Source organism: Frondihabitans sucicola, from assembly GCF_030296615.1.
Classification (GTDB): Bacteria; Actinomycetota; Actinomycetes; order Actinomycetales; family Microbacteriaceae; genus Frondihabitans; species Frondihabitans sucicola.
This window is the reverse complement of record NZ_AP027732.1, coordinates 846,306-866,214: the sequence shown is the minus strand read 5'-3', so window position 1 is coordinate 866,214 and position 19,909 is coordinate 846,306. Positions and strand designations below refer to the sequence as shown.

Annotated in this window: 20 protein-coding genes, 2 tRNA genes and 3 pseudogenes; 8 read left to right on the top strand and 17 right to left on the bottom strand. The window is 65.4% G+C overall.

The window, feature by feature from the left end:
• Positions 1-117 precede the first annotated feature (117 nt).
• From QUE79_RS04615 to QUE79_RS04605, 3 genes and pseudogenes are all read right to left on the bottom strand, one after another.
• Positions 118-738 (bottom strand): annotated as a pseudogene (locus QUE79_RS04615) (anthranilate synthase component II); the annotation flags it as partial.
• On the bottom strand, positions 735-896 hold the full coding sequence (locus tag QUE79_RS04610; protein WP_286345644.1) for a hypothetical protein: 162 nt from the start codon (positions 894-896) through the stop codon (positions 735-737). The gene QUE79_RS04610 and the pseudogene QUE79_RS04615, both read right to left, overlap by 4 nt.
• Positions 897-899: 3 nt before the next feature.
• A complete protein-coding gene (locus tag QUE79_RS04605) occupies positions 900-1,652 on the bottom strand; it encodes a class E sortase (protein ID WP_286345643.1) in 753 nt (250 codons plus the stop codon).
• A gap of 73 nt (positions 1,653-1,725) precedes the next feature.
• Here QUE79_RS04605 and QUE79_RS04600 point away from each other — a divergent pair, with 73 nt between their 5' ends.
• A complete protein-coding gene (locus QUE79_RS04600) occupies positions 1,726-1,980 on the top strand; it encodes a cell division protein CrgA (RefSeq protein ID WP_286345642.1) in 255 nt (84 codons plus the stop codon).
• A gap of 155 nt (positions 1,981-2,135) precedes the next feature.
• Here the strand turns inward: QUE79_RS04600 and QUE79_RS04595 are convergent, their stop codons facing one another.
• The 3 genes from QUE79_RS04595 to QUE79_RS04585 form a co-directional block, all read right to left on the bottom strand.
• On the bottom strand, positions 2,136-2,972 hold the full coding sequence (locus tag QUE79_RS04595) for a rhomboid family intramembrane serine protease (RefSeq protein WP_286345641.1): 837 nt from the start codon (positions 2,970-2,972) through the stop codon (positions 2,136-2,138).
• A gap of 6 nt (positions 2,973-2,978) precedes the next feature.
• A complete protein-coding gene (locus QUE79_RS04590) occupies positions 2,979-3,518 on the bottom strand; it encodes a peptidylprolyl isomerase (RefSeq protein ID WP_286345640.1) in 540 nt (179 codons plus the stop codon).
• Between the two features lie 303 nt (positions 3,519-3,821).
• Positions 3,822-3,995 carry a hypothetical protein gene (locus tag QUE79_RS04585; protein WP_286345639.1) on the bottom strand — a complete coding sequence of 58 codons (174 nt, stop codon included), beginning with the start codon at positions 3,993-3,995 and terminating at the stop codon, positions 3,822-3,824.
• Between the two features lie 6 nt (positions 3,996-4,001).
• Here QUE79_RS04585 and QUE79_RS04580 point away from each other — a divergent pair, with 6 nt between their 5' ends.
• Positions 4,002-4,313, top strand: a complete 312-nt coding sequence (locus QUE79_RS04580; RefSeq protein WP_286345638.1) for a hypothetical protein — start codon at positions 4,002-4,004, stop codon at positions 4,311-4,313.
• A gap of 415 nt (positions 4,314-4,728) precedes the next feature.
• On the opposite strand, the gene QUE79_RS04575 is transcribed toward QUE79_RS04580, so the two are convergent.
• The 11 genes and pseudogenes from QUE79_RS04575 to QUE79_RS26100 all read right to left on the bottom strand — a co-directional run bounded on the left by QUE79_RS04575 (position 4,729) and on the right by QUE79_RS26100 (position 16,182).
• Positions 4,729-4,801, bottom strand: a tRNA-Ala gene (locus QUE79_RS04575).
• Between the two features lie 88 nt (positions 4,802-4,889).
• Positions 4,890-4,963: transfer RNA gene (locus tag QUE79_RS04570), tRNA-Ile, on the bottom strand.
• A gap of 61 nt (positions 4,964-5,024) precedes the next feature.
• Complete coding sequence (locus QUE79_RS04565) at positions 5,025-5,432, bottom strand: DUF3566 domain-containing protein (protein WP_286345637.1); 408 nt, start codon at positions 5,430-5,432, stop codon at positions 5,025-5,027.
• A gap of 119 nt (positions 5,433-5,551) precedes the next feature.
• Positions 5,552-8,126 (bottom strand): annotated as a pseudogene (gyrA, locus tag QUE79_RS04560) (DNA gyrase subunit A); the annotation flags it as partial.
• Between the two features lie 74 nt (positions 8,127-8,200).
• The gene (gene gyrB / locus QUE79_RS04555) at positions 8,201-10,183 is read right to left on the bottom strand and encodes a DNA topoisomerase (ATP-hydrolyzing) subunit B (protein ID WP_286345636.1); all 1,983 of its coding nucleotides are present in this window, start codon (positions 10,181-10,183) and stop codon (positions 8,201-8,203) included.
• 199 nt (positions 10,184-10,382) lie between these two features.
• On the bottom strand, positions 10,383-10,892 hold the full coding sequence (locus QUE79_RS04550; RefSeq protein WP_286345635.1) for a DciA family protein: 510 nt from the start codon (positions 10,890-10,892) through the stop codon (positions 10,383-10,385).
• Positions 10,889-12,052: a DNA replication/repair protein RecF gene (recF, locus tag QUE79_RS04545; protein WP_286345634.1), complete on the bottom strand. Its 1,164-nt coding sequence runs from the start codon at positions 12,050-12,052 to the stop codon at positions 10,889-10,891. Before recF ends, QUE79_RS04550 begins: the two co-directional genes overlap by 4 nt.
• Before the next feature lie 29 nt (positions 12,053-12,081).
• Positions 12,082-12,972 carry a phosphogluconate dehydrogenase (NAD(+)-dependent, decarboxylating) gene (gene gnd, locus QUE79_RS04540; RefSeq protein WP_286345633.1) on the bottom strand — a complete coding sequence of 297 codons (891 nt, stop codon included), beginning with the start codon at positions 12,970-12,972 and terminating at the stop codon, positions 12,082-12,084.
• Between the two features lie 65 nt (positions 12,973-13,037).
• The gene (gene dnaN, locus QUE79_RS04535) at positions 13,038-14,186 is read right to left on the bottom strand and encodes a DNA polymerase III subunit beta (protein ID WP_286345632.1); all 1,149 of its coding nucleotides are present in this window, start codon (positions 14,184-14,186) and stop codon (positions 13,038-13,040) included.
• Between the two features lie 581 nt (positions 14,187-14,767).
• Complete coding sequence (gene dnaA, locus QUE79_RS04530; RefSeq protein ID WP_434011072.1) at positions 14,768-16,012, bottom strand: chromosomal replication initiator protein DnaA; 1,245 nt, start codon at positions 16,010-16,012, stop codon at positions 14,768-14,770.
• Between the two features lie 8 nt (positions 16,013-16,020).
• On the bottom strand, positions 16,021-16,182 hold the full coding sequence (locus tag QUE79_RS26100; protein WP_434011030.1) for a hypothetical protein: 162 nt from the start codon (positions 16,180-16,182) through the stop codon (positions 16,021-16,023).
• A gap of 390 nt (positions 16,183-16,572) precedes the next feature.
• On the opposite strand from QUE79_RS26100, the gene rpmH reads away from it, so the two are divergent.
• From rpmH to rsmG, 6 genes and pseudogenes are all read left to right on the top strand, one after another.
• A complete protein-coding gene (gene rpmH / locus QUE79_RS04525; protein ID WP_043595303.1) occupies positions 16,573-16,710 on the top strand; it encodes a 50S ribosomal protein L34 in 138 nt (45 codons plus the stop codon).
• Between the two features lie 26 nt (positions 16,711-16,736).
• A complete protein-coding gene (gene rnpA, locus QUE79_RS04520) occupies positions 16,737-17,132 on the top strand; it encodes a ribonuclease P protein component (protein WP_286345631.1) in 396 nt (131 codons plus the stop codon).
• 4 nt (positions 17,133-17,136) lie between these two features.
• Positions 17,137-17,493: a membrane protein insertion efficiency factor YidD gene (gene yidD, locus QUE79_RS04515; protein WP_286345630.1), complete on the top strand. Its 357-nt coding sequence runs from the start codon at positions 17,137-17,139 to the stop codon at positions 17,491-17,493.
• Positions 17,486-18,468 (top strand): annotated as a pseudogene (yidC, locus tag QUE79_RS04510) (membrane protein insertase YidC). The gene yidD and the pseudogene yidC overlap by 8 nt, the downstream one beginning before the upstream one ends.
• A 191-nt stretch (positions 18,469-18,659) precedes the next feature.
• Positions 18,660-19,148, top strand: a complete 489-nt coding sequence (locus QUE79_RS04505) for a Jag family protein (RefSeq protein WP_286346841.1) — start codon at positions 18,660-18,662, stop codon at positions 19,146-19,148.
• 37 nt (positions 19,149-19,185) lie between these two features.
• The gene (rsmG, locus tag QUE79_RS04500) at positions 19,186-19,824 is read left to right on the top strand and encodes a 16S rRNA (guanine(527)-N(7))-methyltransferase RsmG (RefSeq protein WP_286345629.1); all 639 of its coding nucleotides are present in this window, start codon (positions 19,186-19,188) and stop codon (positions 19,822-19,824) included.
• Positions 19,825-19,909: the final 85 nt, after the last annotated feature.

Genomic DNA, 19,909 nt, shown 5'->3' with positions numbered 1-19,909 from the left:
GCCCCGGGCACGGCTGGGCGGTCGGCTCCGCCGAGGTCGACGAGGGCTCAGCGCTGCCGACGCACCGAGCATGCCCGTGTCGCGACGCCGACGAACGGCCTCAGCCGAGGTTGACGAGGGGCTCAGGCCCTTGGCCGTCTCGGCCGCGCCGGGCAGGCCTGCGACCCCGAGCCAGTTGCCGATCATGCTGTAGCCGCCCTCGGTGAGCACCGACTCGGGATGGAACTGGACGCCGTACACGGGCGCCTCGCGATGCCGCAGCCCCATGATGACCCCGCCGGACGTCTGCGAGGTGACGAGGAGGTCGTCGGGGACGGTGTCGGTCACGACAGCGAGGGAGTGGTACCGGGTCGCCACGAACGGCTGCGGCACGTTCGCATAGAAAGCGCTGCCGTCGTGCGTGACGCGGGAGGTCTTGCCGTGCATCAGCTCTTCGGCGTGTGTGACGGTCGCGCCGAGCGCCTCGGCGATCGCCTGGTGCCCGAGGCAGACGCCGAGCAGTGGTGTGCCTGAGTCGAGCGCGGCGTGCACGACGTCGATCGAGACGCCTGCAGCGGCCGGTGTTCCCGGCCCGGGAGAGAGCAGGACACCGTCGTACTCGTCGATGCGCCGCGCGGCCTGCGCCCCGGGGAACGAGTCGTTTCGCACGACGTCGGTCTCGGCACCCAACTGCTGCAGGTATCCGTTAAGCGTGTAGACGAAGCTGTCGTAGTTGTCGATGACAAGGATGCGTGTCATGAGGAACCCACCGTCACGTCGGGCGAATCGATGAACGAGTCCGCGAAGGGGAACACCCAGGTCACCAGGGCGTACAGAACGGCCGCGGCGAGGATGATCAGGATCAGCACGCGCAGCCACCAAGGGCCGGGCAGGACACGCCACAGAGCGGAATACACGGGTCAGCCCTTCGCGACGATCGAGGTGATCTCGGACGGCGGGCCCGCCGAGAGAGGCTGCCACGACGAGAAGACGCCGTAGGCGATGATGCGCTCGGCTGCGCTGTACTTCGGATTGCAGCTCGTCAGCGTGATCAGGCGATCTTTGGACGCCGTCGACACGACCGGGGCGTCCGGCACCTCTTGAAGGACCTGCACCTGGGTCGGTTTGACGTACTGGAGGTTGCGGAACGTGTACGTGTAGTAGCCCTCTTTGGTCTGCACGTAGAAGTGGTCGCCGACACGGAGCGTGGCGATGTTGGCGAACGGGGCACCGTGTGTCGTTCGGTGGCCCGCGATCGCGAAGTTGCCGATGGCGCCGGGCATCTGTGTGGAGTCGTAGTGCCCCGCATCGCCCGTGTTGAGGGTTTGCGTGGTGCTCGTGCCACCGGCGATCGGCACCTGGTAGTCGGCGCCGAAGCGGGGAACGTACAGGACGCCGAAGCGCTTGCCGTCGGACGCAGCCGGAGTGACCGCCGGAGTGCCGTAGTCACCGCTCTTGTCGGGCGTCGCTCGCGGCGGCGCCTCGTCGTGGAGCTGCTGGCTGAGCTTGGCGGCCTGACCGCGGGAGTCGCCCGCGACGACGATGTCGTTGAACCACTGCTGCCACACGATGAAGAGCAGGACCACGACGCCCACCGTGATGAGGATCTCGCCGAGCACACCCAGCACCGACGTGCGGCGGCGGCGCGTGTGGCGCCTCGGCAATTCGGTCATGGCTCGATTCTACGGGCGCCTGATCGGCACCGCGAAGGCTGTCCACAGGGGCCCTACCGGTACACTGCTGCGCATGGCCAAAGAGAAGAAGACCACCGCGAGCACGTCGCGTGCCTCCCAGAGCGAGACCCGCTCCGCCGAGAACCGTCCGAACCCGGTCTGGTTCAAGCCGGTGATGTTCGGCTTCATGCTCCTCGGCCTCGCCTGGATCATCGTCTTCTACGTCAGCCAGAGCGTCTACCCGGTCCCCGCGCTCCACTCCTGGAACATTCTGATCGGCTTCGGCATCATGTTCATCGGCTTCCTCATGACCACGCGCTGGCGCTGATCCTGCTCGCTGTTCACGCCTTCTCGTCATTCATAACGGGCGGTCTTACACGGGTGTAACTATCCCCACTGTGGATGGGCCTGTGGATAACTTTCGGCTCACGAGAAAAGGCCGCCCCGAGGGGCGGCCTTTCGCGTGGTGCGGACAGAAACGGCTCAGCCGATCAGGGCCGCCGAGCGGACCAGCGCAGCCGCGACGAGCAGGATGCCCAGCGCGACGATCGCTGCGATCTGGATGAAACGCATCGACCGGTGGCGGGTGCGCATGTAGATGAGGCCGATGATCGCGCCGACGATGACGCCGCCGACGTGAGCCTGCCAGGCGACGCCCGGGATGATGAAGCCGATCGCGAGGTTGAGCGCGACGAGCACCAGGATCTGCACGCCTCGGCCGCCCATGTGGCGCTCGATCACGAAGAACGCGCCCAGGAGGCCGAAGATGGCTCCCGAGGCACCGATCGCCGCGACGCCCGGTGCGATCAGCGACACGGCGACGGAGCCGCCGATCCCGCTGATGAAGTAGAGAGCCAGGAAGCGGCCCCGACCCAACTGCCGCTCGAGCATCGAGCCGAACACGTAGACCGACCACATGTTGAAGCCGACGTGGAAGATGCTGCCGTGGACGAACAGCGTCGTGATCAGGCGCCACGGCTGCGACACCGTGAGCGGTGTGTAGAACGCCATCGCGTTCGACAGGGTGTTGCCGGAGACCGTCTCGACCAGCCAGAGCAGGACCGAGACGGCAATGATCGCGTAGGTGGCCACGGGCGCACCGGACGAGACCATCGTGCGCACGCGGGTCACCGACTGCGGCTTGACCCGGGGCATGCTGCCCCGGGCCTCGCGCACGCATTCCGGGCAGTGCACACCGACGGCCGCCTGCGTCTGGCACTGGGCACAGATCGTCCGTCCGCACCGCTGGCAGAGCACGAAGCTCTGGCGGTCGGGGTGGCGATAGCAGTAGTTGTCGGTGCTGCTCGGTGCGTAGGTCAAGGAGGATTAGACCTCGTCGATGGTGATGCTCTCGATCACGACGTCTTTCAGAGGCTTGTCGCGAGCGTCGGTGTCGACGGCCTGGATGGCGTCGACGACCTTCTTGGACTCGGGGTCGGAGACGACGCCGAAGATGGTGTGCTTGCCCTGCAGCCACGGGGTCGGCACCGTCGTGATGAAGAACTGCGAGCCGTTGGTGCCCTTGCCGCCGCGTGTTCCGGCGTTGGCCATCGCGAGGATGTAGGGCTCCTGGAAGGTGAGCTCGGGGTGGATCTCGTCGTCGAAGTTGTAACCGGGGCCACCGATGCCCTGACCGAGCGGGTCGCCGCCCTGGATCATGAAGTCGGGGATGATGCGGTGGAAGACGACGCCGTCGTACAGCTTGTCTTTGGAGACCTTGCCGGTGGCCGGGTGCGTCCACTCGATGGTGCCGGTCGCGAGACCGGTGAAATTGGCGACGGTCTTGGGGGCGTGGTTGCCGTAGAGGTCGACCTTGATCGGGCCCAGGTTGGTCGTGATCGTGGCGACAGCGGTGTGCGTTGACATGGGTCTGATTCTTTCACAGCGCCCTGTGGATTCAGGCATCACTCAGAGACCACGCCGTGACCTGCCAGCGAGGTGCGTGCCAGGATGGAGTGAACGCCGCAGAATCCACGAAGGAGACCACATGGGCACGTCACGTAAGCGCACACGAGAAATGAAGAAGCTTCGGGGCGACGCCGCCGAGATCTGGGGTGAGACGCGCGAGATGCTTGGTCACTCCGCTCAGTTCTGGAAAGAGGCCGGTTCCGAGGCCGCTCAGGTCGCCAAGGAGGACCTTGCTCCGCGCGTTCGCGCAGCGATCGACAATCAGGTCAAGCCGGCTGTGAACAGCGGGGTCACGCAGGCGTCGGCCGCCGCTTCCACGGCGAAGGACCGGCTGGTCAACGACGTGGCTCCGGCCGTCTCCGCCGCGGTCGCGTCGAGCCCCTCAGCGATCTGGCGAACGACCCGACGGTCTCGAACCTCGTCAAGAACGGTCAAGACCTGGTGTCGGGCGGCAAGAAGAAGGGCAAGAAGCTCAGCCGTAAGGCGAAGCGAAAGGCTCTCAAGGCTGCCGCGAAGCAGGCGCGCAAGCACCCGAAGGCGGCCGTGAAGGTCGCCAAGGTGGCCGTCAACGCCCGCAAGACTCAGAAGCAACTGCAGAAGAAGTCCGGCAAGTCGGGCATCGGCGCCGGCAAGGTCTTCCTGATCATCCTCGGCGTGATCGGTCTCGGCGCTGTGATCTACGCGGCCGTCCAGACCCTTCGGGCCGACGACGAGCTCTGGGTCGCCGACGACGACGACAAGGCGACCTCCTAGAGATCCGCTCCGTCGACAAACCCCCGCTTCCGTCCGGAAGCGGGGGTTTCTCGCTTCCCCGAACACCCCCACCCACCCGCACAACCACCGCACCCACCAGCCCGGCAAAGCCGGCCCCCGAACACCCCCACAACCACCCCACCCCACCAGCCCGGCAAAGCCGGCCCCCGAACACCCCCACCCGCCCGCACAACCACCCCACCCCACCAGCCCGGCAAAGCCGGCCCCCGAAGACCCCGCAGCCGCCCGCAAAACCACTGCCGCCCACCAGCCCGGCGAAGCCGGCCCCCGAGCACCCCCAACCTGGCCGCACAACGACAAAAGCCGCCCGACCAGGGGCGGCACGCCGCCGGAGGCGGCCAGACAAGCACTGCACCCCCGGGAAGTCACCGAAGGCGACGAACAGGCCAGACCGTGGAGCCTAGGAGAATCGAACTCCTGACATCCTGCTTGCAAAGCAGGCGCTCTACCAACTGAGCTAAGGCCCCGGGCCCCTCGCGCCAGGACGCGGGGGAATATCCTTCGTGGCGTGTGACCGGCACGGCGTGTGATGAACACCGCCATGCGATCGCACAGTGGGGCTAACAGGACTTGAACCTGTGACCTCTTCGTTATCAGCGAAGCGCTCTAACCGCCTGAGCTATAGCCCCTGGGCCGAATAAGACAGTACCTTATTCGGCGGTTTCTACTAAATCGAGAGCGGCTCGCGAGTCAGTTGTTGGTGAAGCCGACGAGCAGGCCGCCGGTGATGCGGACACTGAGGTTGTAGAGCAGTGCCGCGATGGCGCCCAGCACGGTTCCGATGACGACGTTCAGGATCGCCACAACGATGGCGAACAGCATCACCTGCCCGATCGAGAGGGTGTCTTGGAGCGTGAAGCTGGAGTCGCCGAGCACCTCCTGCAGGAGGGTGTCGAGGGTGGTGAAGATGCCCAGGCGGGCCAGGATGACGTAGACCAGGAACGTCGCGACGACCGTGATGATCCCGATCGCGACGGCGATGAGGAACGACAGCTTCACGGTCGACCAGAAGTCGATGTAGACCAGCTTCAGTCGGACCTGCTTGGTGCCGACCGGTTTCTTGGCCTTGCTCTGCAGCTTTTCGGCGACGCTTGTCATTCTTCGGTCGTGTCCTCTCCGGCGGGCTCACCCGTGGTGCCGTCTTCGGGCGTGGTGTCGGTGTCGGCGGCGCTGGTTGCGCCGGGGGACACACTATCAACCGTCTCATCGACGTCTACCGCCGCGCCTCCGTCTGAAGGAGCATCTTCCGATTCGGAGAGGTCCTCGTCGTCTGCGACCTCGAGGTTGCGCTCGGTGTTGCGGGCCACGGCGATGATCTTGTCGTCGGAGGCGAATCGCGCGAACACGACACCCATCGTGTCGCGACCCTTGGCGGGGACCTCGGCCACGGCCGAACGGACGACCTTGCCCCCGACAGGACGACGAGCACCTCGTCGTCTTCGGTGACGATCATGGCGCCGGCGAGGTCGCCGCGCGACTCGGCGAGCTTCGCGACCTTGATGCCGAGTCCGCCGCGGTTCTGCACGCGGTACTGGTCGGCGGCGGTGCGCTTGGCGTAGCCGCCCTCGGTGACCACGAACACGTAGCCCTCTTCACCGACGACCGAGGCCGACAGCAGCGAGTCGTCGCCACGGAAGGTCATGCCCTTCACGCCGGAGGTCGAGCGCCCCATCGGCCGCAACGAGTCGTTCGAGGCCGTGAAGCGCAGCGACATGCCGTGCCGCGAGACCAGCAGGAGATCGTCGTGCTCGTCGACGAGGAGGGCCGAGACGAGTTCGTCTTCTTCGCGCAGGTTGATGGCGATGATGCCACCGGTGCGGTTGGTGTCGTACTCGGTGAGGGCCGTCTTCTTGATGAGGCCGTCGCGGGTCGCGAGCACGAGGTACTGGGCGACCTCGTAGTCGCGGATGTCGAGCACCTGCGAGATCTCTTCGTCGGGCTGCATCGCGAGCAGGTTGGCGACGTGCTGGCCCTTGGCGTCGCGCCCGGCCTCCTGCAGTTCGTACGCCTTGGCGCGGTACACGCGCCCCTTGTTGGTCAGGAACAGCAGCCAGTGGTGCGTCGTCGTGACGAAGAAGTGCTCGACCACGTCGTCGGCGCGGAGCTGAGCGCCCTTGACTCCTTGCCGCCGCGGTGCTGCGACCGGTAGTTGTCGCTGCGCGTGCGCTTGATGTAACCGCCGCGGGTCAGCGTGACCACCATCTCCTCTTCGGGGATGAGGTCTTCGACGCTCATGTCGCCGTCGAAGCCGAACATGATCTCGGTGCGACGGTCGTCGCCGAACTTGTCGGTGATCTCTTGAAGTTCTTCGCTGACGATCGTGCGCTGACGGACGGGCTTCGCCAGGATGTCCTGGAAGTCGAGGATCTTGCGCTCGAGCTCGTCGTGGTCGTCCTGGATCTTCTGGCGCTCCAGAGCGGCCAAGCGGCGCAGCTGCATCGCGAGGATGGCGTTGGCCTGGAGCTCGTCGACGTCGAGGAGATCGATCAGCCCGGCTCGGGCGTCGTCGACGGTCTGCGACCGGCGGATCAGGGCGATGACGTCGTCGAGGGCGTCGAGGGCCTTGATGTACCCGCGCAGGATGTGCGCGTCTGCTTCGGCCTTCCGCAGACGGAACTGCGTGCGGCGGACGATGACCTCGATCTGGTGGTCGACCCACGCGGAGATGAAGCCGTCGAGGGGCAGCGTGCGCGGCACACCGTCGACGATCGCCAGCATGTTCGCACCGAAGTTCTCTTGCAGAGAGGTGTGCTTGTAGAGGTTGTTGAGGACGACCTTCGCGACCGCGTCGCGCTTGAGCACGATGACCAGCCGCTGACCCGTTCGGCCGGAGGTCTCGTCGCGGATATCGGCGATGCCGGCGACGCGGCCCTCTTTCACGAGGTCGGCGATCTTGATCGCCAGGTTGTCGGGGTTGACCTGGTAGGGCAGCTCGGTGACCACGAGGCAGGTGCGCCCCTGGATCTCCTCGACGTTGACGACCGAGCGCATGGTGATCGAGCCGCGACCGGTGCGGTAGGCGTCGTGGATGCCGCGGACGCCGAGGATCTGCGCGCCGGTCGGGAAGTCCGGGCCCTTGATGCGCTGCATGAGCGCCTCGAGGAGCTCCTCGCGGTTGGCGTCGGGGTGCTCGAGGTACCACTGGGCGCCGGCGGCCACCTCGCGCAGGTTGTGCGGAGGGATGTTGGTGGCCATGCCGACCGCGATGCCGACCGAGCCGTTCACGAGGAGGTTCGGGAACCGGGCGGGCAGGATCGCGGGTTCTTGCGTGCGACCGTCGTAGTTGTCTTGGAAGTCGACGGTGTCTTCGTCGATGTCGCGCACCATCTCGAGTGCCAGCGGGGCCATCTTGGTCTCTGTGTACCGGGGTGCCGCTGCGCCGTCGTTGCCGGGCGAACCGAAGTTGCCCTGCCCGAGGGCCAGCGGGTAGCGGAGGCTCCACGGCTGGACGAGCCGGACGAGGGCGTCGTAGATGGCCGAGTCGCCGTGGGGGTGGAAGTTTCCCATCACCTCGCCGACGACGCGCGCGCACTTCGAGAAGGCGCGGTCGGGCCGGTAGCCGCCGTCGTACATCGCGTAGATCACGCGGCGGTGTACCGGCTTGAGGCCGTCGCGCACCTCCGGGAGGGCGCGCCCCACGATGACGCTCATCGCGTAGTCGAGGTAGGAGCGCTGCATCTCGAGCTGAAGGTCGACCGCTTCGATGCTGTCGCGCTTCAGCGCTGCCGCGAACTCGCGGGGCTCCACACCTTCGGGAATGCCGCCGGTCGTGTCGTCGGTCTCGTCTGCCATCGTGTGTGTTCTTTCGGTAGCCGGCCACGAGCATCCTGCTCACGGCCTGGGCGCCGGCCAAGGGCCGGCGCGGATCAGATGTCGAGGAAGCGAACGTCTTTCGCGTTCTGTTGGATGAAGTTGCGTCGCAGTTCGACGTCTTCGCCCATGAGCGTGTTGAAGATTGCGTCGGCCGCTACCGCGTCGTCGAGGGTGACCTGACGGAGAGTGCGCGTCTCGGGATCCATCGTGGTCTCCCAGAGCTCTTTGTAGTCCATCTCGCCGAGACCCTTGTAGCGCTGGATGCCGTTGTCTTTCGGCATGCGCTTGCCCTCGGCGCGGCCGGCGAGCGTGAGGGCGTCGCGCTCGAGGTCGCTGTAGACGTACTCGTGCGGGGCGTTCGACCACTTGAGCTTGAACAGCGGCGGCATGGCCAGATAGACGTAGCCGAGGTCGATGAGCGGTCGCATGTAGCGGAACAGGAGCGTCAGCAGCAGCGTGGTGATGTGCTGGCCGTCGACGTCGGCATCGGCCATCAGCACGATCTTGTGGTACCTGGCCTTGTCGGGATCGAAGTCGTCGCCGATGTCGGCGCCGAACGCCTTGATCATGGCCTGCACCTCGTTGTTGCCGAGAGCGCGGTCGAGGCGGGCCTTCTCGACGTTCAGGATCTTGCCGCGAAGGGGCAGGATCGCCTGCGTCTCGGGGTTGCGCCCCTGGACCGCGGAACCGCCGGCCGAGTCGCCCTCGACCAGGAAGATCTCGCTGAGCGCGGGGTCTTTGCTCTGGCAGTCTTTGAGCTTGCCGGGCATGCCGTTCGACTCGAGGACGCCCTTGCGCCTGGTCTGGTCGCGAGCCTTGCGCGCAGCGAGGCGAGCGGCCTGAGCCGAGAGGCCCTTTCGGATGACCGCCTGCGCCTGCTTCGGGTTGCGGTCGAACCAGTCGTTGAGCTGGTCGAAGGCGATCTTCTGCGTGAACGACTTGGCGTCGGTGTTGCCGAGCTTGGTCTTGGTCTGGCCCTCGAACTGCGGCTCGCCCAGCTTGATCGAGATGACCGCAGTCAGGCCCTCGCGGACGTCTTCGCCGGAGAGATTGTCGTCTTTCTCCTTGATGAGAGCCTTGTCGCGGCCGTACTTGTTGACGACCGTGGTCAGCGCAGCGCGGAAGCCCTCTTCGTGGGTGCCGCCCTCGTGGGTGTTGATCGTGTTCGCGTAGGTGTGGACGCTCTCGCTGTAGGAGGTGTTCCACTGCATGGCGACCTCGAGGGCCATGCGGCGCTCGGTGTCTTCGGCCTCGAAGCTGATGATGTCTTCGTGGACGACCTCGACCTTCTTGGTCTTGTTGAGGTACTCGACGTAGTCTTCGAGGCCCTTCTCGTAGAAGAAGTCGTCGCTCTTGGCGACCGTCCCCTCCGGGGCGTCCTCGGGCACGGGGCGCTCGTCGGCGAGCGTGATGCGCAGGCCCTTGTTGAGGAACGCCATCTGCTGGAAGCGGGCGCGGAGCGTCTCGTAGTCGAAGTCGACGGTCTCGAAGATCTCGGCGTTCGGCCAGAAGGTGATGGTGGTGCCGGTCTCGGTCGTCTCTTCGCCCTGAGCGAGCGGTGCGACGGGGACGCCGTCGGTGAAGCTCTGACGCCACACCGACCCCTGACGCCGGACCTCGACGTCGAGCTCGGTGGAGAGCGCGTTGACCACGGACGAGCCGACGCCGTGGAGGCCGCCGGAGACGGCGTAGCCGCCGCCGCCGAACTTGCCTCCGGCGTGGAGGACGGTGAGGACGACCTCAACGGTCGACTTCTTCTCGACCGGGTGGATGTCGACCGGGATGCCGCGGCCGTTGTCGATGACGCGGATGCCGCCGTCTTCGCGAATGGTCACCAGAATGGTGTCGCAATACCCGGCGAGGGCCTCGTCGACGGAGTTGTCGACGATCTCGTAGACCAGGTGGTGCAGACCGCGCGGCCCAGTCGAGCCGATGTACATGCCCGGACGCTTGCGAACGGCCTCGAGCCCTTCGAGTACCTGGATGTCGCTTGCTTCGTAGGAGTGGTCGGTGCCATCAGGCGAATTCGGTGACATCAGTTGTGGGGCTCCTGCCGTATTTTTCGTGACGCCGCGCAGCTGCCCACCACCCCGACGGGAAGCTCGCGAGCTTCGTTCGAACGATGGTTCTGAAGGCCCCTGGACGACTGATCCAGTCTACCGCAGGACTCCGGGCGGCGGGGCAAAAAACGCTCTCAGAGCGATTTTCAGGAGCCGGGTGACCGATTCACCCTTGTCAACCGTAAGTATCGCGAGGGCCACGCCCTGGAACCGATCTGGGGCCGCGTTTCCAGGTCGGGGCGTTGGGGCCCAGAAAACGCATCGACTCGATACCCGCTTCGGGGTAGGTCGCGATGATGGCGGTGGTCACCTGGGAGCGCATCAACCGGAGCTGTGTCGCCCACGCCGTCGAATCGCACTGGACGGTGAGCGTCCCGTCTTCGATGCCGACCGGCACGGAGTGATCGGCCAGCTCGCCGCCGACCAGCTGGGGCCACGCGATCATGAGATCGGACTGCGCCAGGGTGCTGTTCCAGCCGAGTTCGGTCGTGACGCCCAGGATCACGTCGGCGATGCCCTTCGGGTCGCGCCCCGAACCGAACGGCTGGCTGGGAGCCCCGGATCTCGCGATCCTGCGCTTCGCGTCTCGCGACCTGGTGGACGGGTCGCCGAAGACGCGCCGAAAGCGCAGGTACACCCGCTGGGCCTCGTTGTCGTCGGCGGGCGCGGCCGGACGCGGGCTCACGTCGCCACCTCGTCGAGGATGGTTCCTTGTGAGATGCGGATGGTGTGGGCCGCGAGGCGCTCGGGGACGTCTTCTTCGACCGCGGCCGTGATGAGGACCTGTTCGTAGTCGGCCACCGCGTCGGCCAGGCGCTCCCGACGCGACCGGTCGAGCTCGGCGAACACGTCGTCGAGGACGATGACGGGATCGCCCGTGACCGAGTCGGTTCGGAGGACGGCTGCCGAGGCCAGTTTCAGGGCGAGGGCGAACGACCACGATTCTCCGTGGCTGGCGTAGCCGCGTGCCGGCAGCCCGTTGAGGGAGAGGAACAGGTCGTCTCGGTGCGGACCGACCAGGGTGATTCCGCGGTCGAGCTCGGAGCGCCGGACGCGGGCCAGCGCCTCACGGAAAAGGGGGTCGATCTCGGTGGAGGGAACAGGCTCCTGGCCGGTTTCGAGAGGTTCGTCGTCTCCCGAGACGGTCCCGCGGATGCTCGCCACCATCGCGAGGGTCGCGGCGTGGTCGTCGCCCGCCACGGCCTGGTAGGCCGCCGACACCTCGGGGAGGAGGAGACCGACGAGGACCTGCCTCGCGGCGATGATCTCGGACCCGAGGACGACCAGCCGGTCGTCCCAGATGTCGAGGGTCGAGAGCTTGTCGCCCTTGACCCCGGACGCCCTGGCCGATTTCAAGAGAGTGTTGCGCTGGCGGAGGACGCGGTCGTAATCGCTCAAGACCCCGGAGAGCCGGGGGTTGCGCGCCACGAGCAGTTCGTCGAGGAACCGGCGGCGACCGCTCGGCTCGCCTCGCACCAGCGACAGGTCTTCGGGGGCGAACAGGATACTCGAGAAATAGCGGGGAAGCTCGCGCGGCTTGATCGCCCCGCGGTTGATCTGCGCGCGGTTCGGCGACGAACGATTGATCTGCACCTCGGCGAGCAGATCTCGCTCGGCGCTCTCGAGCCGGGCTCGCACGATGGCCGAGTCGGCGCCCTGCCGGATGAGGGCTGCGTCGCTCGAGACCCGGTGCGAACCCAGGGTGGCCAGGTAGCCGAGGGACTCGACGAGGTTCGTCTTGCCCTGGCCGTTCCGGCCCACGAAGAGGTTGGGCCCGCGCTCGAGAGTGACTTCAGCCGATGCGTAATTGCGGAAGTCGGTCAAGCTGAGGTGGAGTACTCGCACGCGGGCCCGTCTGGTCGTGCTGTGAAGGCTTAGTCGGCCTTCTTGACGGCGTGACCGCCGAACTGGTTGCGCAGGGCCGCAACGGCCTTCATCGTCGGCGAACCATCGCCCTGCCGGGAGACGAAGCGCGCGAAGATCGACGCGCTGATCGCGGGCATCGGAACGGCGTTGTCGATGGCCTCTTCGAGTGTCCAACGACCCTCGCCGGAGTCTTCGACGTAGCCCGAGATCTCTTCGAACGACGGGTCTTGTTCGAGCCCGAGCACGAGCAGCTCGAGCAGCCACGAGCGCACGACCGTTCCGCGCTGCCAGGCCTTGAAGGTGCCTGTGACGTCTTTGATGAGGTCTTTCTTGGTCTCGAGGAGTTCGAAGCCCTCGCCGTACGCCTGCATGATCGCGTACTCGATGCCGTTGTGCACCATCTTGGCGTAGTGGCCGGCGCCGACCGGGCCGACGTGGACGAAGCCCTCGGCCTGGGGACCGTCTGGGCGCAGGGCGTCGAAGATGGGCATGGCCGCGCCGACGTTCTCGTCGCTGCCGCCGACCATGAGGCCGTAGCCGTTCTGGAGGCCCCAGACGCCGCCGGAGACACCCGCATCGACGTAGTTGATGCCCTTGGCGGAGAGGAGCTTCTCGTTGTCGAAGTCGCTGGTGAACTTCGAGTTGCCGCCGTCGATGACCATGTCACCCTCCGACAGGACCTCGGACAGCTCTTTGATGACGCCGGCGGTGATGGGACCGGACGGGACCATGGCCCAGACGATGCGGGGAGCGGGCAGCGCGGCTGCGAGGTCTTTCAGGCTGGCGACGTCGGAAACGGCCGGGTTGTTGTCGTAGCCGGTCACCTCGATGTCGTGCTCACGGAGGCGAGCACGCATGTTGTTGCCCATTTTGCCGAGACCGATGAGGCCGATGTGCATGAGATTCCTTTGTTCTGTTGAGCGCGCAGGCCGCTGTTCGGCCGCGCCCTCGGTGGAGTGCGCGATCAGCGCAACAGGAGATTGGGCTGGAGGAGGTACTTGTAGCTGTCCGCTCCGGGCTGGTCTTTCGAGGATTGGCTCGTGATCAGCACCGGACCCGGTTTGTTCGGGTTCTCGGTCTTGGTGAACGAGATGCGGACGAACTCCGAGTGAACGGCTCCCAGTCCGTCCAGGAGGAACTGCGGCTTCAGGGAAACCACGGTGTCGTCTCCGGTCAGGAGCGCGTCGATCGACTCTGACGCCTGCGCTTGTTCGCTGCCGATTGCCTCGAGGGTGAGGCCGTCGATCGTGAACGTGAATCTCAAAGCTGCTTCGCGCTCGAGGACGAGCGACACGCGACGTGTCGCCTCCACGAGGTCGGCGGTGTTCATCACCGCGTAGTTCTCGACCGTCTCGGGGAAGAGTCGCTTGACGGGCGGGAAGTTGCCCTTGATCAGCAGTGATGTGACGGTCTTGTTGTCGGCCTGGAACGAGATGAGCTCGCGGTCTTCGCTCCCCGTGATCGAGACCGACAGGGTCGACGCGCTGCCGAAGGTCTTGCCGACCTCCTGGAGGGTGCGAGCCGGGACGAGCGCCGTGAGCGTCTCGGTGGAGGCTGCGGTGCCCGGATCCCAGTCGATGCCTCGGACCGCGACGCGGTAGCGGTCGGTGGCGACGAGCGACAGGGCATTCTCGGTGACCTCGAGCTGCACACCCGTGATCACGGGCGTGACGTCGTCGCGCGACGCTGCGACGGCGACCTGCGACACGGCGAGGGAGAACTTGTCGCCGGGAACGACCCCCGATTGCTCGCCGGCTGCGGGCAGCGTCGGGTACTCCTCGACCGGCATGCTCAGCAGGGAGAAGTTGGCCGACCCGCACGACACGCTGATGCGGGTCTCTTCGGTGGTGAAGACGACGGGCGCGTTGGGGAGGCGGTTGGCGATGTCGGCGAGGAGCCGGCCGGAGACGAGGATCGTGCCCGACTCGTCGACCTCGGCGGCGATGCTCGTCTGCGACGAGACCTCGTAGTCGAACGACGACAGTGTGAGCCCGCCCTCGTGGGCCTCGATGAGCACACCGCTCAGGATCGGAAGGGTCGTCCGCTGAGGAAGCAGCTTGACGGCGAACGAGACGGCGTCGCTGAAGACATCGCGGTTGACCTGGAACTTCACGCTGTGACCCCTTACGGTGCGGCCCTGTCGGAACCGCCATCGAATGCTCGAGCCGGGCATGGATCGCGCCTGGCCGGTTAATACTGGCACAGCAATTCTCCAGGTGGTTCCGGGGTTCCCAGGCGGCCGAACGATCCACAAGGTTGTCTCTCCCAATGAATCTTTTAAGAAGGAGTAACAGTCTTAACCGTTGTGCACAGTGTGGATAACTTGTTAATAACCGCTTGGCGACTGGGAACTACACCCGTGTGAGTTGTTGATGGATTGTGAGTCGAAGCGGGTGGCCCTGTGGGCTCGACCGGTCGGCGACGTCTTGTCATTCACAGGGCGACCTCCGGAGTGAACAATTTGCCGCCGGTTATCCACGACTATCCACAAGTTATCCACACTGGGGGAAACGGGTCCGCTTTAAGACCCACAGGGGCGTCCCCAGGGGGACGTGAGAGGGGACAGGAGCGTGCCGACGATCAGGGGATCGCGGCTCGGGCCGGGAACGGGAGGCAGGATCCTGCGCCCTCTGCTCTGCCCTGCTGCGACATCGCTTCGCGCGCTTCCCTCTGTCGACGGGCGCGGGCCTCGGGCTACTTGTACCGGTGATCCTGCTTGATCCGGCTGGTGAGTTCGGTGACCTGGTTGTAGATCGAGCGACGTTCTTTCATCAGCTCGGAGATCTTCTTGTTGGCGTACATCACCGTGGTGTGGTCGCGGTTGCCGAACAGCTGGCCGATCTTCGGAAGGGAGAGGTTGGTCAGCTCGCGGCAGAGGTACATGGCGATCTGCCGAGCGGTGGCGATCGCCTGCGAGCGGGACGAGCCGTACAGGTCGTCGACCGAGAGCTTGAAGTAATCGGCCGTGTGGTTGATGATGTCGACCGGCGCGATGATGTTGTCTTCGTCGAGCGTGATCAGGTCTTTCAAGACCGTCTGCACCAGGGCCATGTCGACGGCCGTGCGGTTCAGGCTGGCGAACGCGGTGACCCGGATCAGCGTGCCCTCGAGCTCGCGGATGTTGCTCGAGACCTTGGTGGCCATGTATTCGAGGATCTCGTCGCGGACGAGCAGCTTCTCGCTCTGGGCCTTCTTGCGCAGGATCGCGATGCGGGTCTCGAGATCGGGCGCCTGGACGTCGGTGATCAGGCCCCACTCGAATCGCGAGCGCATCCGGTCTTCGAAACCGGTGAGGTGCTTCGGCGGCAGGTCGCTGGTGATCACGAGCTGCTTGTCGTGATCGTGGAGCGTATTGAAGGTGTGGAAGAAGGCCTCCTGTGTGGAGTCTTTGCCTTGGAGGAACTGGATGTCGTCGATCAGCAGGATGTCGATCTCGCGATAGCGCTGCTGGAACTGGCTCGAGCGGTTGTTCGCGATCGAGTTGATGAAGTCGTTGGTGAACTCTTCGCTCGAGACGTAGCGGACACGGATCCCGGGATACATGCTCTCGGCGTAGTGGCCGATGGCGTGGAGGAGGTGGGTCTTGCCCAGGCCGGACTCGCCATAGATGAAGAGGGGATTGTAGGCCTTGGCCGGCGCTTCGCTCACGGCGACGGCCGCGGCGTGGGCGAAGCGGTTGGAGGCGCCGATGACGAAGTTGTCGAAGCTGTACTTCGGGTTGAGCCGTGAGTCGTTGCGCTTGCCGCCGGTGGCGACCTCGACCGGCGCCGGCACGAACGGGGCCTCGACGTACTGGTTCTGTTCGGCCTGCTCTCGCGGCTCGCTGAGAGTGTCGGGAGTGATGTCGGGGTTCACCGTGATGGCGAAGCTCGAGACGGACGTGTCGTCGAGGGCGCCGATGGCCTCGAGAAGAGGCTCGCGGATGCGCTGCTCGAGCATTCCGCGGGTCAACTCGTTGGGCACCTCGAGATACAGGGTGTCGCCGAGGACCCCTTGGGCTCGACGAGGCTGACGAAGCCGTGGAGCTGAGGGGTGATGCGGTCGTCGGTCGTGAGCCGGGCGAGGACGGATCGCCAGAGGCCCTGGACCGGGTCGATCGTACTCGTCACTGTGTTCTCAATTCCTCTGACATTGCTTCGGCCTGTGGTGCGGGGATCCTGTGGTGCGGGGATCTTTGTCGTGTGAACCGGGCCGACTTCTCAACAGGGTTGTTCACAGGGTTATCCACCGGCTGTGCAACTCGCGTGGGGCGGGGGAACTTCGGGTTTCTCCGCTGATCCCGTGGTGATCGCGCTCGGGACTCCCCCACCTTAGTTCGACACGGCGGGGGAAACGCAACCGAAGTTTTCCCCACTGTGGATAATGATCGTTTTGGCTCGCGTTTGACCCCCGAGCCCCCGTCGCGTAGTTTTAACCAGTTGATTTCAGCCACCTTTGGGCTGACCAGACTTTTCGGACTGCGGCACCTGGCTCGGTCCTTTCCCTATGGAGACGAAACCATGAGCAAGCGCACTTTCCAGCCGAACAACCGTCGCCGTGCCAAGAAGCACGGTTTCCGTGCCCGCATGCGCACCCGCGCCGGCCGCGCCATCCTCGCCGCTCGCCGCGGCAAGGGCCGCACCGAGCTCTCCGCGTAAGCCAGCCGCGCAGGGTCGAGGCTCTCGTGTTGGCGCGTGCCAACCGGATCGTTCGCGCTGACGACTATCGCAACACCGTGCGTCGTGGCCGCAAGTCGGCCACGGCGCACTGTGTCGTCTACGTGCGCGTCGTCCCCGCACGTGAGCTTCCCGTCCGTGACTTCCCCGGACAGTCGGGATCAGCGCGGGCGCCGGAGGTCCGGTTCGGGTTCATCGTCGCGAAGACCGTCGGCAACGCCGTCGTGCGAAATACCGTCCGCCGTCGCCTCAAGGCGATCGCTCACGAGAAGCTCTCTGTTCTCCCTCAGGGAACAGACGTGGTGATCCGCGCCCTGCCAGGCAGTATCGAAGTTCCGTGGTCTACCCTGCTCGAAGAGATCACGGAAGTCATCGACAAAGGTGTACCGAGTTCGAAGGTATGAGGGCGTGAGGCACGTAGTCCAGATTCTGGCACTTCTTCCGCGCAACGTGTGCGTGGCGCTCCTGCGCGCCTACCGGGCGTCCATCTCACCCCTGTACGGCGACGTCTGCCGCTACTACCCGTCGTGTTCGCAGTACGCGCTCACGGCGATCCAGAAGCACGGCGCCGTCAAGGGCATCGCGCTCGGCAGTTGGCGGCTCGTCCGCTGCCACCCGTGGGCAGCCGGCGGCATCGACGACGTCCCCGAGCCCCATCACCACCGTTACACCCTGACGACCAGGGGTTTTGTGACAACACGACTTGCACACGTCCACGGGGCCGCCCCCGTGGAAGCCACGAAAGGGCTGACGCAGAATGCTTGACCTCATAGGCACGATCCTGTGGCCCATCCGCTGGGTCGTGGAGGCGATCCTCGTCGGCTGGCACTACGTGCTGACCGCGATCGGCCTTCCCACCGACGCCGGTGTCACGTGGGTGCTCTCGATCGTCCTGCTCACGATCATCGTGCGCGTCTGCCTCATCCCGATCTTCGTGCGTCAGATCAAGAACCAGCGGCGAATGATGGAAGTCGCGCCCCAGCTGAAGAAGATCCAAGACAAGTACAAGGGCAAGAAAGACCAGTTCTCCCGCGAGGCGATGTCGCGCGAGACCATGGCCCTCTACAAGGAGACCGGCACCAATCCGCTGTCGTCCTGTCTTCCGCTGCTGATCCAGATGCCCGTGTTCTTCAGCCTCTACACGGTTCTCCACAATGCCCAGACCGGAAAGATCGGCATCGGGCTCCTCAACAAGGGCCTCTCCGACTCGTTCGCCGGCGCCAGCCTCCTCGGCGCTCCCCTGCACGAGACGTTCACGTCGTCCGATGTCATCACGGTCAAGATCATCGCCGGCATCATGATCGTCGTCATGACCGCATCGCAGTTCTACACGCAGCTGCAGCTCACCTCCAAGAACATGTCGCCCGAGACCAAGGCGAGCCCGATGTACCGCCAGCAGAAGATGCTGCTGTACGTCCTCCCCTCGTCTTCCTCTTCTCCGGTCTGTCCTTCCCGCTCGGCGTCATGTTCTACTGGCTGACCTCCAACATCTGGACCATGGGTCAGCAGTACGTCGTCATCCGCAACAGCCCGACTCCCGGCAGTGACGCCGCGCTCGCTCGCGAAGCCCGGCTCGCGAAGCGTCACCAGGACAAAGAGGCCCGCAAGCCGTCCAATCCCCTGACCGCTCTCAACGAGATCACGGTCACCGAGATCGAGACTCCGAAGCGAGTCACCACCCAGCGCGTCCAGCCGGTCGGCAAGAACCGCGCCAAGAAGCAGAACGGCCAGGCCCGATGAGTTCCCCCGACACCCAGACCAACGGCGCTTCCGACCGCGCGGAGCACTTCGACGTCACTCCGGCGGCGTCGAGCGAGTCCGAGAAGGCTGTGGACAACGCCGACTCCCCGGATGTCACCGAACTAGCTGACGATGCGGGTGCGGTGGACGCAGTCGACTCGTTAAGCGACGGTGCCGAGTCCCACGCTGCTGTGGATGAGGATTCCTCAGAGAATGGCGATCGGACCTCCGACCAAGACGAGGGTGACATCGCAGCCGACTACATCGAGGAGCTCCTCGACATCCTCGACCTCGATGGCGACATCGACATCGAGACTCGGGGCGGACGCTCGTACATCTCGGTCGATTCCGCTGGGGAGAACGACCTTCACCTCCTCTCCAAGCCCGACACCGTGACGGCTCTCCAGGAGCTCACGCGTATCGCCGTCCAGACCCGCACGGGTGAGTTCTCCCGGTTGATCCTGGACGTCGGCGGGTCTCGTGCCACGCGCGAGCAGGAGCTCACGGCCCTGGTCGACCGCGCCGTCGCCAAGCTCGAAGAGGGCGCGACTGCAGCGTCGCTGCCGCCCATGTCGTCGTACGAACGGAAGCTGGTCCACGACATCGTCGCGGCGCGCGGTTTCGTATCGGAGTCCGAGGGTGAAGGCCGCGACCGGCATACCGTCGTTACTCGTGGCTGATCCTGAGCCCCCTCAGCCCCCTGTTTCACGTGAAACGATGACCACTCCCCTGACCGATCTCGAGACCGAACCGGCCGCAGCAGCGGTGCTGTTCGGCGACAGGATCGACGTCGTTCGACAGTTCACGTCCGACCTCGCTCAGTACGGCGAAGAACTCGGGCTGATCGGTCCGCTCGAGCTCCCGCGCCTGTGGACACGGCACGTCGTCAACAGCGGCCTCCTCGCGCCTATGCTCGTCGCAGGGCGCGTCGGCGACATCGGTTCTGGGGCGGGCCTTCCCGGCCTTGTGCTAGCTGCGGCTCGTCCCGATGCCACTCTCATTCTGATCGAGCCCATGGAGCGTCGCACCGACTGGCTTCGCGCTGAGGCCGATCGTCTGGGGCTCGCCAATGTCGAAGTGATCCGGGCGCGGGCCGAAGAGGCGACCATTTCTCCCTGGCTCGACCAAGCGACCGCGCGAGCCGTCAGTGCCCTGTCGAAGCTCATTCCGCTGACCGTCCCGCTGGTCAAGACCGGCGGAGAACTCCTCTTTCTCAAGGGCGCCAGAATCGATGCCGAGGTCGACGCCGCGCGGAAAGTCATCGCCAGGAACCACCTCGTTGATGTCGAAGTTCTGGAGCTCGGCGTCGGGCTCGTCGAAGAAACGACTCGGGTCTTTCGAGCTACAGTTGATTGACTTGCGGCGGTGGCCGTCGGGTACACAGTGCTTCTGAGGCCTGAGGGTTTCTGAACGCTCGTGATCGCCCTGGTCCACTCGACCG

Excerpts from the sequence above, each read along its gene's own strand:
- dnaA (WP_434011072.1), bottom strand. The coding sequence starts at position 16,012 with ATGCTCGAGCAGCGCATCCGCGAGCCTCTTCTCGAGGCCATCGGCGCC.
- rpmH (WP_043595303.1), top strand. The coding sequence starts at position 16,573 with ATGAGCAAGCGCACTTTCCAGCCGAACAACCGTCGCCGTGCCAAGAAG.
- QUE79_RS04605 (WP_286345643.1), bottom strand. The coding sequence starts at position 1,652 with ATGACCGAATTGCCGAGGCGCCACACGCGCCGCCGCCGCACGTCGGTG.
- QUE79_RS04600 (WP_286345642.1), top strand. The coding sequence starts at position 1,726 with ATGGCCAAAGAGAAGAAGACCACCGCGAGCACGTCGCGTGCCTCCCAG.
- gnd (WP_286345633.1), bottom strand. The coding sequence starts at position 12,972 with ATGCACATCGGCCTCATCGGTCTCGGCAAAATGGGCAACAACATGCGT.
- QUE79_RS04590 (WP_286345640.1), bottom strand. The coding sequence starts at position 3,518 with ATGTCAACGCACACCGCTGTCGCCACGATCACGACCAACCTGGGCCCG.
- gyrB (WP_286345636.1), bottom strand. The coding sequence starts at position 10,183 with ATGTCACCGAATTCGCCTGATGGCACCGACCACTCCTACGAAGCAAGC.
- rsmG (WP_286345629.1), top strand. The coding sequence starts at position 19,186 with ATGACCACTCCCCTGACCGATCTCGAGACCGAACCGGCCGCAGCAGCG.
- QUE79_RS04565 (WP_286345637.1), bottom strand. The coding sequence starts at position 5,432 with ATGACAAGCGTCGCCGAAAAGCTGCAGAGCAAGGCCAAGAAACCGGTC.